This window comes from Bartonella sp. AA74HLJMH, from assembly GCF_042197045.1.
Taxonomy (GTDB): Bacteria; Pseudomonadota; Alphaproteobacteria; order Rhizobiales; family Rhizobiaceae; genus Bartonella.
The window spans coordinates 49,982-63,862 of sequence record NZ_JBHIRJ010000005.1; the positions used below are offsets into that span (position 1 = coordinate 49,982).

At 38.2% G+C, this 13,881-nt stretch carries 11 protein-coding genes; 4 read left to right on the forward strand and 7 right to left on the reverse strand.

Translation table 11 applies throughout. The features are described 5' to 3' along the window. The first annotated feature begins 3 nt into the window (after positions 1–3). Positions 4–978 carry a class 1b ribonucleoside-diphosphate reductase subunit beta gene (gene nrdF / locus ACFINH_RS04770; protein ID WP_375632279.1) on the forward strand — a complete coding sequence of 325 codons (975 nt, stop codon included), beginning with the start codon at positions 4–6 and terminating at the stop codon, positions 976–978. On the opposite strand, the gene prmC is transcribed toward nrdF, so the two are convergent. From prmC to secA, 4 genes are all read right to left on the reverse strand, one after another. Then, complete coding sequence (gene prmC, locus ACFINH_RS04775) at positions 975–1,841, reverse strand: peptide chain release factor N(5)-glutamine methyltransferase (protein ID WP_375632280.1); 867 nt, start codon at positions 1,839–1,841, stop codon at positions 975–977. The two genes, nrdF and prmC, sit on opposite strands and share 4 nt — an antisense overlap. Next, complete coding sequence (prfA, locus tag ACFINH_RS04780) at positions 1,838–2,914, reverse strand: peptide chain release factor 1 (protein ID WP_375632281.1); 1,077 nt, start codon at positions 2,912–2,914, stop codon at positions 1,838–1,840. Before prfA ends, prmC begins: the two co-directional genes overlap by 4 nt. Before the next feature lie 222 nt (positions 2,915–3,136). Continuing rightward, the gene (locus ACFINH_RS04785) at positions 3,137–3,628 is read right to left on the reverse strand and encodes a Fur family transcriptional regulator (protein ID WP_375611830.1); all 492 of its coding nucleotides are present in this window, start codon (positions 3,626–3,628) and stop codon (positions 3,137–3,139) included. Further along, complete coding sequence (gene secA, locus ACFINH_RS04790; RefSeq protein WP_375632282.1) at positions 3,567–6,284, reverse strand: preprotein translocase subunit SecA; 2,718 nt, start codon at positions 6,282–6,284, stop codon at positions 3,567–3,569. The genes ACFINH_RS04785 and secA overlap by 62 nt, the downstream gene beginning before the upstream one ends. A gap of 430 nt (positions 6,285–6,714) precedes the next feature. Between secA and ACFINH_RS04795 the strand changes: the two genes are divergently transcribed. The 3 genes from ACFINH_RS04795 (at position 6,715) to mutT (ending at position 9,569) form a co-directional block, all read left to right on the forward strand. Next, positions 6,715–7,668, forward strand: coding sequence for a peptidylprolyl isomerase (locus ACFINH_RS04795; protein WP_375611828.1), 954 nt, complete (start codon positions 6,715–6,717; stop codon positions 7,666–7,668). Positions 7,669–7,797: 129 nt separating this feature from the next. Continuing rightward, positions 7,798–9,030: a bifunctional glutamate N-acetyltransferase/amino-acid acetyltransferase ArgJ gene (gene argJ, locus ACFINH_RS04800; protein ID WP_375632283.1), complete on the forward strand. Its 1,233-nt coding sequence runs from the start codon at positions 7,798–7,800 to the stop codon at positions 9,028–9,030. 125 nt (positions 9,031–9,155) lie between these two features. Then, positions 9,156–9,569, forward strand: coding sequence for an 8-oxo-dGTP diphosphatase MutT (mutT, locus tag ACFINH_RS04805; protein ID WP_375632284.1), 414 nt, complete (start codon positions 9,156–9,158; stop codon positions 9,567–9,569). Between the two features lie 907 nt (positions 9,570–10,476). On the opposite strand, the gene ACFINH_RS04810 is transcribed toward mutT, so the two are convergent. From ACFINH_RS04810 to coaA, 3 genes are all read right to left on the reverse strand, one after another. Then, positions 10,477–11,340, reverse strand: coding sequence for an NlpC/P60 family protein (locus ACFINH_RS04810; protein ID WP_375613299.1), 864 nt, complete (start codon positions 11,338–11,340; stop codon positions 10,477–10,479). Positions 11,341–11,492: 152 nt separating this feature from the next. Beyond that, positions 11,493–12,866, reverse strand: coding sequence for a M17 family metallopeptidase (locus ACFINH_RS04815; protein ID WP_375613300.1), 1,374 nt, complete (start codon positions 12,864–12,866; stop codon positions 11,493–11,495). A gap of 13 nt (positions 12,867–12,879) precedes the next feature. After that, positions 12,880–13,878: a type I pantothenate kinase gene (coaA, locus tag ACFINH_RS04820; protein WP_375627680.1), complete on the reverse strand. Its 999-nt coding sequence runs from the start codon at positions 13,876–13,878 to the stop codon at positions 12,880–12,882. Positions 13,879–13,881 lie beyond the last annotated feature (3 nt).

Sequence of the window (13,881 nt, forward strand, 5' to 3'; positions counted from 1 at the left end):
CATATGACAAAGATTACAACCAAAAATCCTGTTGTGTGCGCTGTTAATTGGAATAGATTACATGATGAGAAAGATCTTGAAGTATGGAACCGCTTAACTGGGAATTTTTGGTTACCTGAGAAGGTTCCACTTTCCAATGACATTCCCTCATGGTCAAGCTTAACGGATGAAGAACGCAAGCTAACGATTCGTGTTTTTACAGGACTAACGCTTTTAGATACAATTCAAAACACTGTTGGAGCCATTTCGCTTCTGGCTGATGCGATAACAGAGCATGAGGAGGCAGTGTTGACGAATATTGCTTTCATGGAAGCGGTTCATGCACGTTCTTATTCCTCTATTTTTTCAACCTTTTGTTCGACGGTAGAAGTTGATGATGCGTTTAGATGGTCAGAAGAAAATATTCATTTGCAGAAAAAGGCTAGATTAGTACTTGAGCGTTATGAAGCAAATGATCCACTTAAGAAAAAAATTGCTTCGACTTTGCTGGAAAGCTTTTTATTTTATTCTGGTTTTTATTTGCCCATGTATTGGGCCAGTCGCGCTAAGTTAACCAATACAGCAGATCTCATTCGACTGATCATTCGTGATGAAGCGGTCCATGGTTATTATATAGGTTATAAATTCCAATTGGGCTTTGCAAAGCTTGATGAAGCCAAAAGACAAGAAATTAAAAATTTTGCTTTTAACCTGCTCTTTGATCTTTATAACATCGAGTGCAAATATACTGAAGATCTTTATGATGCGCTTGGATTGACAGAAGATGTTAAAATTTTTCTTCATTATAACGCTAACAAGGCTTTAATGAATTTAGGTTTTGAAGCTCTTTTCCCCCCTGAGGTTTGTCGTGTTAATCCCGCTATTTTGGCAGCTTTATCACCAAACTCTGACGAAAATCATGACTTTTTTTCAGGGGCAGGTTCTTCTTATGTCATTGGCAAGGCGGTGGCTACCACGGATGATGATTGGGAATTTTAATGTTTGCATGCAAATAGAAGTGCGCGGGGTATTCCACTGAGGTCTTTGCGCATTTCTAAACATTGGAAGCCATTTGTTTCAAACAAATTGCAAACTTCTTTTTCTTGAGAGTAACCAATTTCAACAGCGATAGTGCCGTTTTCTTTTAAGTAGTTGGCTGCTTCATGGGCGAGCTTTCGATAAAAATCAAGACCATCTTTTCCACCGACAAGAGCGCGCAATGGATCATGTAAGCGCACTTCTTTTGCAAGTTTTTTGATATCTTTTGCGGGGATATAAGGTGGATTGGAAACAATAAAATCAAAGCGATCTGTGACAGAATCAAACCAGTCGCTAAGAAGGGGTGTGAAGCGGTGTGCTACTTCAGCATTTTTTGCATTTTTTGTCGCTGTTTTAAGGGCATCTTCAGAAATATCGACAGCGACTGCATAGGATTGGGGAATTTGTTTAAGAATGGCAATGGCAATGGCGCCACTTCCTGTTCCCATATCAAGGAATGTTGTTCTTCTCGAATTTTCGATCTGTTTTTGGAGAAAAGGGAGAACAAGATCTATCAGCGTTTCTGTATCAGGGCGTGGTTCTAACGTCTCTTGAGATAATGTAAAAGATATACCATAAAATTCTCGTGCTCCTATAATACGGTAAACGGGTTCGCCTGCAATACGCCGTTGTAAAGCCTGTTCTATTTGTATAATATGCTCAGAAGATAGATGCATATCTGGTTTAGAAACTCTTTCAGCAGCATTTATTCCTGTTATCCATTCAATGAGTATTTTCGCATCGAGATCGGCTTCAGCAATCCCTTTCGTGCGCAATTTTTCTTGCATTTGTTGGATAACATTCTTGAAAGAATATTTGCTCAATTATTATCCATTTCCATCAGCAGTCTTGTTTGATGATCTGAGATGAGTGCATGAAGAAGCTCATCAAGATCTCCCTCTAGAATGCGATCAAGCTTATACAAGGTTAGATTAATACGGTGATCCGTGACACGTCCTTGTGGAAAATTATAGGTACGAATACGCTCTGAGCGATCACCAGAACCAACTTGGCTTTTACGAGAAGCTGAACGTTCACTTTCCGCTTTTTGTCGTTCGATATCGAATAAGCGTGCCCGTAAAATTTGAAGGGCTCTTGCTCGGTTTTGATGTTGTGATTTTTCTGCTTGTACGACCATAATTCCTGTTGGAATATGCGTGATACGAACAGCTGAATCCGTTGTATTAACATGCTGTCCTCCTGCTCCGGATGCACGCATTGTGTCGATACGAATATCTTCAGGACGAATATCAATATCAATATCTTCAGCTTCTGGAAGCACAGCAACGGTAGCAGCAGATGTATGGATACGTCCACCTGTCTCTGTTTCAGGGATGCGTTGCACACGATGAACCCCTGATTCATATTTCAATTTAGAAAAGACACCTTTTCCTGAAATGGTAGCAATAATCTCTTTATATCCGCCAACTTCCCCCTCACTAAGTGAAATAATTTCTACTTTCCAATGGTGAGCATGGGCATAACGTTCATACATGCGGAAAAGATCACCGGAAAAAAGTGCTGCTTCTGATCCGCCCGTTCCTGCTCGAATTTCAACAATAGCGTTTTTTTCATCAGCAACATCTTTAGGCAAAAGCAGAATTTGGAGTTCTTTTTCAAATTGCTCTACTTTTTTATATAACGATGGTAGCTCTTCTTGGGCAAGATTACGCATCTCTATATCTGTTTGTTTATCGTTGATAATCGTTTCTAATTCTGTAATCTCTTCGTAAAGAGCATTTAATGCGCGTATAGAGGCAATAACGGGTTGTAGTTCTGCATATTCAGAAGCTAATTTGACATATGTTTCAGCATTTGGATTCGTCGTCATTTGGCTTTCAATTATTTCAAAGCGCTTTTCAAGCTGTCTCATACGATCTTGTGGCAAGGAAACCATGATAATATTGGCCTAATTTTTCATAATACAATTTTTATAATATTTTGTTGCAATGATTGTTTGTTATAATATTGGCAATGAATTACCGTATAGCATCATACAAAGAGGGGTAATAAAGCAATTCTTTTTTTTTGCCAATGAAAACTATTATATTTTAAAGGTAAATTTTTATAAAATTTGATTTGCCTGAGGTATTTTATCTAATGATATATGATTACTTTTTTAAGAGTTTTTTTTTCCGTAAAGTTCAAGGCGGTGATGAATAATATCATAGCCAAGGGATTTTGCAATTTCCTCTTGCAGCTTTTCAATAACATCAGAATGAAACTCGATAACTTGTCCTGTTTCTATATCAATGAGATGATCATGATGTTGCCCATCTGCTTGCTCAAAACGAGATGGACCACCACTAAAGCTATGGCGATGAATTGTTCCATTTCCTTCTAATATTTTCATGGTTCGATAAACAGTTGAGAGTGAAATATTCGAATCTATTTTGTTTGCACGCTGAAAAATTTCAAATGCATTAGGATGATCATTTGTATCAGTCAAAATATCAAGAATAACTCGTCGTTGACGTGTTACTCTTAAACCAGCTGTGCGCAATTCTTGCTCATAATTTCGCTTTTTATTCATTTGCATAGTTTGCTTTTCAAACAAAGGCTCCATGACAGTGTTTGTATTTTTTCTCTGAACCGCAAGGACAACGCTCATTACGTCCAACTTTTCCCCATGTGGTTATATCGTTAGGGTCACGATCTTGTGGATTAACAAATCTATTTTCTTGTGATCGTGCCCATAAGGTGGGAGCATTTTCTTGACTTTGATCATTAAAGACAGAAGAAGCAGCATCAGTTTGCTCAGGCATGGCCGGTTCTGTGGGGTGTTGAATGATTTCAAAGCGCATAAGCTTAGAAGTGACAATTCGGCGCAAATTTCTCAACATACTTTGAAAGAGTTCAAATGATTCTGTCTTATATTCATTGAGCGGATCCCGCTGCGCATAACCACGAAAACCAACAACAGAACGCAAATGGTCTAAACTCACCAGATGTTCACGCCATAACGTGTCAATAGTTTCGAGCAATACTGCTTTGTGAAAATAAGCCATAACTTCTGGAGAATATCGTTCAGTACGCTCATTTTCAAGTTTTGTAACAGCATCTGATACACGCTCTAGAATTTGCTCCTCGGCAATTCCATCTTCTTTTGCCCATTCTTCCACTGGAAGCTCAAGATTAAAGAGTTGTTGAAGCTCTTCTTCGAGAGTTTTTGCATCCCATTTTTCAGAATATGTCCCTGATGGAATATAAGCCTCTACGAGATCCTCTACGACTTCATTACGCATTTCAAGGATCATTTCTGATAAATCATCTGCATTCATGACCTCCATACGCTGTTCAAAAATAACCTTGCGTTGATCATTCATGACATCATCATATTTTAGCAGATTTTTACGAATTTCAAAGTTTCGTGCTTCGACCTTTTTTTGTGCTTTTTCAAGGGCTTTATTAATCCATGGATGGATAATAGCTTCATTTTCTTTCAATCCAAGTTTTTGCAGCATACCATCCATACGGTTAGAGCCAAAGATACGCATAAGATCATCTTGAAGAGAGAGAAAGAATTTTGAGCGCCCAGGATCGCCTTGGCGACCAGAACGTCCACGAAGCTGGTTATCAATACGACGGCTTTCATGACGTTCAGTAGCGATAACGTAAAGCCCTCCAGCCGCTAAAGCTTTTTCTTTAAGCTTCTGAACATCTTTTTTTATTTCTTCAATTTTAGCTGTTCGCTCTGGACCTTCGGGGATATCCTGTAACTCTTGTCGGATGCGCATTTCAACATTACCACCAAGCTGTATATCCGTACCGCGTCCTGCCATGTTGGTTGCAATGGTGAGAGCTCTAGGAACGCCTGCTTGCGCAATGATATATGCTTCTTGTTCGTGATAGCGAGCATTTAAGACTCTAAAATCGGTAATGCCTTCTTTTCGCAAACGCTCTGCCAATTGTTCTGACTTTTCAATAGAGGTTGTTCCAACAAGAATGGGCTGTTCTTTTTCGTGCGCTTGACGGATATCACGCACAATTGCCCGATATTTCTCTTCTGCTGTTCGATAAATCTCATCATCTTCATCAATACGTTGTATTGGCAAATTTGTAGGGATTTCGACAACGTCAAGACCATAAATATTTCTGAATTCTTCGGCTTCTGTTGTTGCAGTTCCAGTCATGCCAGATAATTTCCTATACATACGGAAGTAATTTTGGAAAGTGATGGAAGCAAGTGTCTGGTTTTCTGGTTGAATAGCAACATGCTCTTTAGCTTCTAACGCTTGATGAAGTCCTTCAGAATAACGCCGCCCAGGCATCATTCGCCCTGTAAATTCGTCAATAATAACGATTTCATCATTGCGAACAATGTAATCTTTATCGCGAGCAAACAGTTTATGAGCTTTTAGAGCATTATTGACATGATGAACGATAGCGACATTTTCTATGTCATAAAGACTCTCACCTTTAAGATGCCCAGCTTGTTCGAGCATTTTTTCAATTTTTTCAGTACCAACTTCGGTAAAGGTCGTTGTTTTTTGTTTTTCGTCTATTTCATAGTCTTCTGGAGTTAAGGCAGGAATAAATGTATCAATAAGGTTATAGAAGTCAGTACGATCTTCTAGAGGACCAGAAATAATAAGGGGGGTACGGGCTTCATCAATAAGAATCGAATCAACTTCATCAACAATTGCGTAATGATGTCCACGTTGGACCATTTGACTATGATCGAAGGCCATATTATCACGCAAATAATCAAAACCTAGTTCATTATTTGTGGCATAGGTGATGTCGCATGCATAGGCTTCTCGGCGGGCATCACTATCAAGATCATGAAGAATCACGCCTGTTGTAAGCCCTAGAAAACTAAAAATTTTCCCCATTGTTTCAGCATCACGACTGGCGAGATAATCGTTTACTGTCACAACATGAACGCCTTTACCTTCCAATGCATTGAGATAAATTGGTAGAGTTGCCATTAATGTTTTACCTTCACCAGTACGCATTTCAGCTATGCCGCAGTCGTGAAGGACCATTCCACCAATAAGTTGCACGTCAAAAGGACGCATGTCATAAACACGTTTTGCGGCTTCACGAACAGTCGCGAAAGCTTCTGGTAAGAGCAAATCAACACTTTCACCTTCACTAAGACGTTTACGAAAGGCATCTGTTTTTTGGCAAAGCTGCTCATCACTTAATTTTACGAATTGTTCTTCCAAAGCATTAATTTGTGCAACTTTTTGGCGGAGTGCTTTGAGATGTCGCTCATGAGCTGAACCAAAAAACTTACGGGCAAAAACACCTAAACTGACCATCTCTGGCCCTTTCTTTTAATTGTTGTCACTCTTGTTGGGTAATTCATACGCTCTCCCCATACATTTTCTTCAAATTATCTGATATCATTAGTGACATCATGAAATGCAGATGGTACCATTATACTTGTTGGTGTGCAATTTTTCACTCTAATTGTAAAGTAGAGATAAGAGGCTAAGCGCTTTATGTCAACTTTAAGTATGCTATTTAACTGATACAATACAAAGTAATTTAAGATACAATATGTCATTTTTCTCTATTATCATGTTTTTCATCTGCATTAGATAGGATTGGAGAAACTGAGATAAAAGGATAATTTTATACTTTTTTAAAATAAAATTACTAATTTATTTCTCTATGTTTAAAGATTAAAGTGTTATGGTAAAGAAAATTGGAATCTTGAACCTGCCTTCATTTTTAAGGAGTATATTTATGAAATTTAACTTTATCACGCTTTTTTTAGCATCAACTTTATTGGCAAGTACAAGTTTAGGGGTGAGTGCTCAAGAAGGTTTGAATTCATCGTCGAGTGATTTAAAGACTTTAGAGAAAGCTTCTGAAAAAGCCGTTTCTCCTTCTCATGTTATGGCGGTTATTGATGGGAAAAATATTACAGCAGGCCAATTGGATGATTTAGCGCTTGAAATAAATCCTAATTTAGCACGTTTTCCTGATGAACAACGCCGTATGATGGTTCTAAAAGCTTATTTAGATATGCAGGCCCTCGCAAAAGCAGCAAGAAGCAAAGGTCTTGATAAGACAGAAGCTTACGATAAACGTATGGCAGTCATGCGTGACAATGTTCTTCAACAGCTTTATTTTAAACAGGCGATTGTTGATAAAATATCGGATACTGATTTGGAAGCTCTTTATAAGCAAGAAGTTGCTGCTTTACCTAAAGAGGATGAGGTTAAAGCGCGTCATATTTTGGTCAAAACGAGAAAAGAAGCAGAAGCTATCATTAAGCATTTAAATAAAGGCGAAAATTTTGAAGAGATTGCAAAGAAAAGTTCAACAGATGGTTCTGCTGCCGTTGGGGGTGATCTTGGTTATTTTAGCCATGGTCAAATGGTCAAGCCTTTTGAAGATGCCGCATTTGGTTTGAAAGTTGGCGAATACACAAAACAACCCGTTGAAAGTCCTTTTGGTTGGCATATTATTAAATTAGAAGATCGTCGTGTAAAACAACCGCCTGCATTTGATGATGTTAAAGAGATGTTGCGGACACAGCTGATAAAAAAGCGCTATCAAGAACTGATTGTTGATTTGCGTAGCAAGATAGATGTGAAATACCCTGATCCTAATGTTACAAAAATCATGGAATCGCTTCATCAAAATGGGACGCTACTTCCCGATGAGACATCTGATGAAGAAGATACGGAATAGCTAGTAAAAATAAGTAGATAGCCTCTTTAATAGATAATTTGCTAGGTTAGTTTTGTTCAAAAAGCCTAGCAGTTTTCTATGAGAGGTTATTGATCTGCAATCATTTCATTTTTTTATAGAAAGCATATTGTGGTTTTGAAAATCTCTCCTTTGTCGCCTCAAAAGATCCAAGAGCTTTCTCCATTATCTGGTGTACGGATAGCAACAGCTGAAGCTGGGATTAAATATAAAGATCGTACAGATCTTCTTTTCATCATATTCGATAAGCCAGTGAGTGTGGCCGGTGTTTTTACCCGTTCAAAATGTCCATCTTCCCCTGTAGAGCATTGTCGTGCATCGCTTCCTCATGGGGTTGCGAGGGGTGTTGTTGTGAATTCTGGAAATGCAAATGCTTTTACAGGAAGCAAAGGAAAGCACACAACCGATGCAATTATTTGTGCAGCAGCGAACGCTTTAAAGGTTAGAGAAGATGAAATTTTTATAGCTTCTACGGGTGTTATTGGTGAGCCAATGGATGCATCGGGTATTGTCAATCTTTTACCAAGTATGACAGAGACAGCAGAAGAGGGAAATTGGTTGGAAGCTGCAAAAGCCATAATGACAACGGACACATTTCCAAAACTTGCGACCCGCACTTTTGACTGTGGGGGAGAGCGTGTTACCATTAATGGAATTGCAAAAGGTGCTGGTATGATTGCACCCGATATGGCGACAATGCTGTCATTTGTGGTTAGTGATGCTACCATTTCTTCGGATGCACTCCAATCCATGTTATCAGAGGCAGTTGAGGGTTCTTTCAATTCAATTACTGTTGATAGCGATACCTCAACTTCAGATACGCTTATGTTGTTTGCGACAGGAAAAGAACATTTTCCATGTCTTACAAGTAAATCTGATCCGCGTTATGGGGTTTTTGTGAAACAATTGAGTGCACTTCTGCATGAACTTGCACTACAAGTTGTTTGTGATGGTGAAGGTGCTCGTCATTTAATTGAGGTTAATGTGGTGGGTGCTACAACAAATAATGCAGCTAAAACTATTGCTTTATCAATTGCAAATTCACCGCTCGTAAAAACGGCTATTGCCGGTGAAGATGCGAATTGGGGGCGGGTCGTTATGGCAGTTGGGAAGGCCGGTGTTGAAGTCGATCGTGATCTATTGACGATTTGGTTTGGTGAGCATCGTGTGGCCGTGAATGGCGTACGAGATCCTGAGTATTGTGAAGAGAAAATAGGTACTTATATGCAAGGTAAGCACATCACGATTCGTGTTGATATCGGTTTGGGTAAGAGTACGGCGACGGTTTGGTCTTGCGATTTAACAAAAGAGTACGTTATGATCAATAGCGATTACAGAAGTTAATGGATGCACTTTATATTTAACAGTTTATTATTTTTCAGAGCAAATGGGGTATGTGAGCTCTTTTAGGAGCAGAGGGGATATGATAGAAAAGTCAGTTATCTTTATGTTCCCTATTGGGGAGTGATATGTATATGAAAAGTTCCATTCTTCTTGTTGTTGCATGTGCACTGTTAGATCAGAATAATCGTGTTTTGCTTACACAGCGTCCTGAAGGAAAATCACTGGCTGGTTTATGGGAGTTCCCTGGTGGCAAGGTTGAGCAAGGTGAAACTCCGGAAGCATCATTGATTCGTGAATTAGAGGAAGAGCTTGGTATTTATGTTCAACCAAATAATTTACACCCTTTAACATTTGCAAGTCATAGCTATAAAACATTTCATCTCTTAATGCCATTGTATCTTTGTGACCATTATGAGGGCGTTGCGCAAGGACGAGAGGGGCAAAATTTAGAATGGGTTTTTATTAATGATCTTGATAAATACCCTATGCCTGATGCTGATAAACCATTGGTTCAGGTATTGAAAAATCATCTTCTTTAATGTGTTATAAGAAGAAAATATAATTCAATATATTGATTTAAAATAATAATTTATATTTTTTATGTTGAATAGGGAAGTCCAGAGTCGTAAAAAAATTTCTCATATTTCAAATCTGTTTTATGTTAAATTAATCAAAACCATTCTTTTGCACGTTCCAAGCGGGGAGGGTTATGTGGATAAAATTATTTAAGAAAGAAATAAAATACGTGCTGAAAGAACACTCTCCAATAGCCAAGGGTTATCGCAACATTGAGAATTGGCAAAGTGTATAATGATGTCTTTACACGATTCATAAGTATAAAGATAGTGGTAGACAATGTATGTTATACTTTTCACGTGTATCATTGTGAGATGGGTTTGGGTGAACTGAGAGGTATAAGGAGTATTTATTTCATAAGATATCGATAATAGGAAAAATTTCAAAAAATGTTGCTTTTGATTAAGAGGGGTACGTTCTTTACGTAATGTAGAATGGCATTGTGTTGCATATTCACGAGCTTTTTAAAAGAGGCACCTCGCAATGCTCCAAAGCCCATTTCGCGACGGTGCCCGGAATGATATAACGTTAAAGCCCTTATGGAAATAATGTAAAATCTATTGAGCGCCACTATCTTTACGCTTATGAAGGAGTAAGCTGGTTCCAATGTTAGTTACGATAGCTCTTGGCATTTGAGGGCATTCAGAAGGGATATTTTTCTTTTCGTAATCATTTTTACTTATACATCAATTCCGCTTGTGATGAACAGACAAGCGGCTTTGATTGATCCAACATAAAAACAGATTTGAAATAAGAGAATTTTACGATATTTAGAATGCTTGACGCAGAGTGAATGATGGATAATTATCCTTATAAATCAATATATTGTAATAATAAAACATTCAATTAATTTTTTATAGGAGGCATGTATTAAGTTTCTTGAATTGGACGGCGTTTTGCGATAGGATATTGATTTTTTTTAGCGATACGCGTAATTGCTTTTTCCAAGGGCTCAATCATAACGTCCATAGAAAAACCATTTGCGTGAATAATATTTGCGTGACCAACCATAATAGCAACATGATCTTTCCAAAAAATTAAATCGCCTCGTTGAAGTTTATCAGTATCTGTAAGAGGACTGCCTATAGTTTCTTGCTGCATATCGGTGTCACGTAAAACTATTTGATCGGTCATCATCATAGAGAGCTGAATGAGTCCCGAACAATCAATTCCAAAACCGCTGACACCACCCCAAAGATAAGGTGTACGGATAAAGGTTTCTGCAACTGTGACATAATCTTCATATACGCGTCCAATGGGGCTGAGATGACTCGTAATGATTGCTGTTCCATTTTCAAGAATAGAATACATTGTGTCACGGACTTCAATTTCATCAACAACACTAACTTTGCTTCCCATAGATAAAGGGGATACTATTGGTCCACGTAAGTCAGCGTGTAAATATTTAAATGTACGTGGTACTGAAACCACATGCGTTTGTTTTATGGTTGATGTACAAAGAACTTTTGTATCAATATAACCAACATAACCATCTTTGAGTGATTGTCCCCACGACATTGTTTCCCCTTGTTCAAAAATGAGAAGTTCTTCTCCGAATAAGCATTCTGTTTGTCTTTCACTTTTTTTACTATTTTCTTTAAAAAGTCCAGCGACCGCTGTATTAACACGTCTTTTTTCACCTTGAACAAAGCGCTGAGCTGTAATTTCTGTTTCAAGACGTTGATCTGCTAGATCATCTCTGAATGCATGAAGTCTTGGGTCTTTAGAGATCATCTTTTTGCTTTCCATTTTGTTATTTCTTACCTTTAAACAAACTCATGAAAACTGTATTGGTAAGGTTTTTATCCTCAAACAAAACTAAGAACACAGTGTAAGACCAATTATTCTTTAAGCTGCAAAATTGTCCATTTTTGTGGATATTTGTGTCAAAATTCATTTTTAAAAATATTATAAAGGGCACGAATAGTTTGTGCTGATCCACCAATAGGATATCCTGGTTTTTCTTTTGGAACCCATCCATAAAGGTCAAAATGCGCAAAATGTTCAGCTTTTTCAACAAAAGAATTAAGAAATAAAGCAGCCGTTATAGAACCAGCAAAGCTATTTCCAGTTACATTGTTAAGATCGGCAATTGGTGATGATAACATCTCTTGGTAAGGTTTCCAAAGGGGCATTTGCCAAAGAGGATCAAAGACAGCGTGAGCAGATTCAGAAATTTGTTGTGCCCATATTGAATCATTACAATAAAATGCGGGAAGATCTGGTCCTAATGCTATACGCGCTGCCCCTGTTAAAGTAGCCATACAAAGCATGAATTGTGGACTTTCTTCATCACCATAGGCGAGTGCATCGGCAAGGACAAGTCGCCCTTCAGCATCTGTATTACCTACTTCAACACTTAAACCTTTACGACTTTTGAGAATATCACCTGGTCGGTAAGCATTCGCAGAAATTGCATTTTCTACAGCTGGAATCAAAACGCGTAAACGGAAAGGCAATTTTGCATCCATGATAAGTTTAGCCAATCCCAAAACGTTTGCTCCACCCCCCATGTCTTTTTTCATAAGCAACATGTTATTGGCTGATTTAATATCGAGACCTCCAGTATCAAAAGTTACGCCTTTGCCCACCAACGTTATTTTAGGACGATGTTCTTGCCCCCAGAGTAACTCAATCAGTCGTGGTGCAGTGCTGCCTGCTCGTCCTACAGCATGAATCATCGGAAAGTTATGGGTTAAGAGATCGTCTCCACAAATACTTTTGATATGAGCACCATAGGTTTTTCCTAGTTTTCGAGCTTCTTTTTCGAGAGTATCAGGGTTCATATCATTGGCTGGAATATTAATGAGATCACGGACGAAAAAGACAGCTTCATAAATTCGTTGGAGTTCATTAAGATCAATAGCCTCATTGACATGGATAGATAATGATTTGAAAGAAGAATTTTGACGATAGCGATTAAATTGATAGCTACCAAATGCCAATCCAAGATAGGTATTTATTTCATCAGAGGTTGTACCTTCTAAATGCCATTGACCAGCAGGAAGCTTTTGAGCAAGCAGTCCTGTGATAAAAGGATCGTTCCCATTGCCAATTCCAAATAAAACTTTTTTTAAATGCCCCGTTTCGTGAGGAATAAAGAGTATTTGTCCTGCTTTACCAGTAAAGTCATTAACTTTTATCCATGCTGTTGTTGACGCATCAAGTGATAAGTTGGCAAGAGTTCTTTGGTTTACCAAGATGATAGGGCAACTGTTATCGATACGCGTTGAGGTAAAATAAATGTGGTGGTGCTGCATAGTTATGAGATCCTTATAGTCGTCTAAGTGCGACATATTCGACCAAATGATTTTTTCCCTTTCGTAGAATGAGATTGGACCGTGGTCGTGTTGGCAATATATTTTCCTGTAAATTTTTTAAATTAATCGTTTGCCAAAGATCCTCAGCGATTTTTGAAGCTTCTTTTTCATTGAGGTGGGCATAACGATGAAAATAGGATTCAGGATTTTGAAAAGCTGTTTTACGCAAACGTTTAAAGCGCTCCAAATACCAGTGACGAATGACTTCTGTTTCGGCATCGACATAGATTGAAAAATCAAAAAAATCTGATACGAAAGGAATAGCTTTTCCATCTTTAGGAAGATCACTGACCTGTAATACATTAATACCTTCAACAATTAAAATATCAGGACGATCAATGGTAATAGTCTGATTTTCTAGAACATCATAGATCATATGTGAGTAAAGCGGGGCACGGACATTTCCGATACCTGCTTTTATAGCCGAAAGAAAGCACAGCAACTTTTTAATGTCATAGGAATCAGGAAATCCTTTGCGATTCATTCGATTTTTTTGCTGTAAGATTGCGTTAGGATAGAGAAAACCATCCGTTGTGATTAGATCAACTTTAAGGCTAGATGTCCATCTTTTCAACAGTTCTTGAAGAATGCGAGCCGTGGTTGATTTTCCTACAGCTACAGAACCAGCAATTCCAATAATAAAGGGCGTTTTTCTACTCTCTTCTTGATGGAGAAACTGCTGACGTTTGTGAAAAAGTTCCTGTACTGCTTCAACATGGCATGATAATAGACGCGATAAAGAAAGATAAATGCGTTGGACTTCTTTAAGATCAATAGGATCATCAATAGAGCGTAAACGCTTAATTTCATCAAAAGTCAAAGTAAGAGGTGTGTCTGCACGAAACTCTGACCATTCTTGTGCAGTAAAAACGCGATAGGGTGAATATCGGTCAGAAACGGATTTGATCAGATTATCTTTCTGATTAATTTTTTGTATAGTCGTATCAATCATTTG

Coding starts and splice junctions, on each gene's coding strand:
- coaA (WP_375627680.1), bottom strand. CDS start 13,878: ATGATTGATACGACTATACAAAAAATTAATCAGAAAGATAATCTGATC.
- nrdF (WP_375632279.1), top strand. CDS start 4: ATGACAAAGATTACAACCAAAAATCCTGTTGTGTGCGCTGTTAATTGG.
- mutT (WP_375632284.1), top strand. CDS start 9,156: ATGTATATGAAAAGTTCCATTCTTCTTGTTGTTGCATGTGCACTGTTA.
- ACFINH_RS04810 (WP_375613299.1), bottom strand. CDS start 11,340: ATGATCTCTAAAGACCCAAGACTTCATGCATTCAGAGATGATCTAGCA.
- prfA (WP_375632281.1), bottom strand. CDS start 2,914: ATGGTTTCCTTGCCACAAGATCGTATGAGACAGCTTGAAAAGCGCTTT.
- ACFINH_RS04785 (WP_375611830.1), bottom strand. CDS start 3,628: ATGAGCGTTGTCCTTGCGGTTCAGAGAAAAAATACAAACACTGTCATG.
- ACFINH_RS04795 (WP_375611828.1), top strand. CDS start 6,715: ATGAAATTTAACTTTATCACGCTTTTTTTAGCATCAACTTTATTGGCA.
- ACFINH_RS04815 (WP_375613300.1), bottom strand. CDS start 12,866: ATGCAGCACCACCACATTTATTTTACCTCAACGCGTATCGATAACAGT.
- secA (WP_375632282.1), bottom strand. CDS start 6,284: ATGGTCAGTTTAGGTGTTTTTGCCCGTAAGTTTTTTGGTTCAGCTCAT.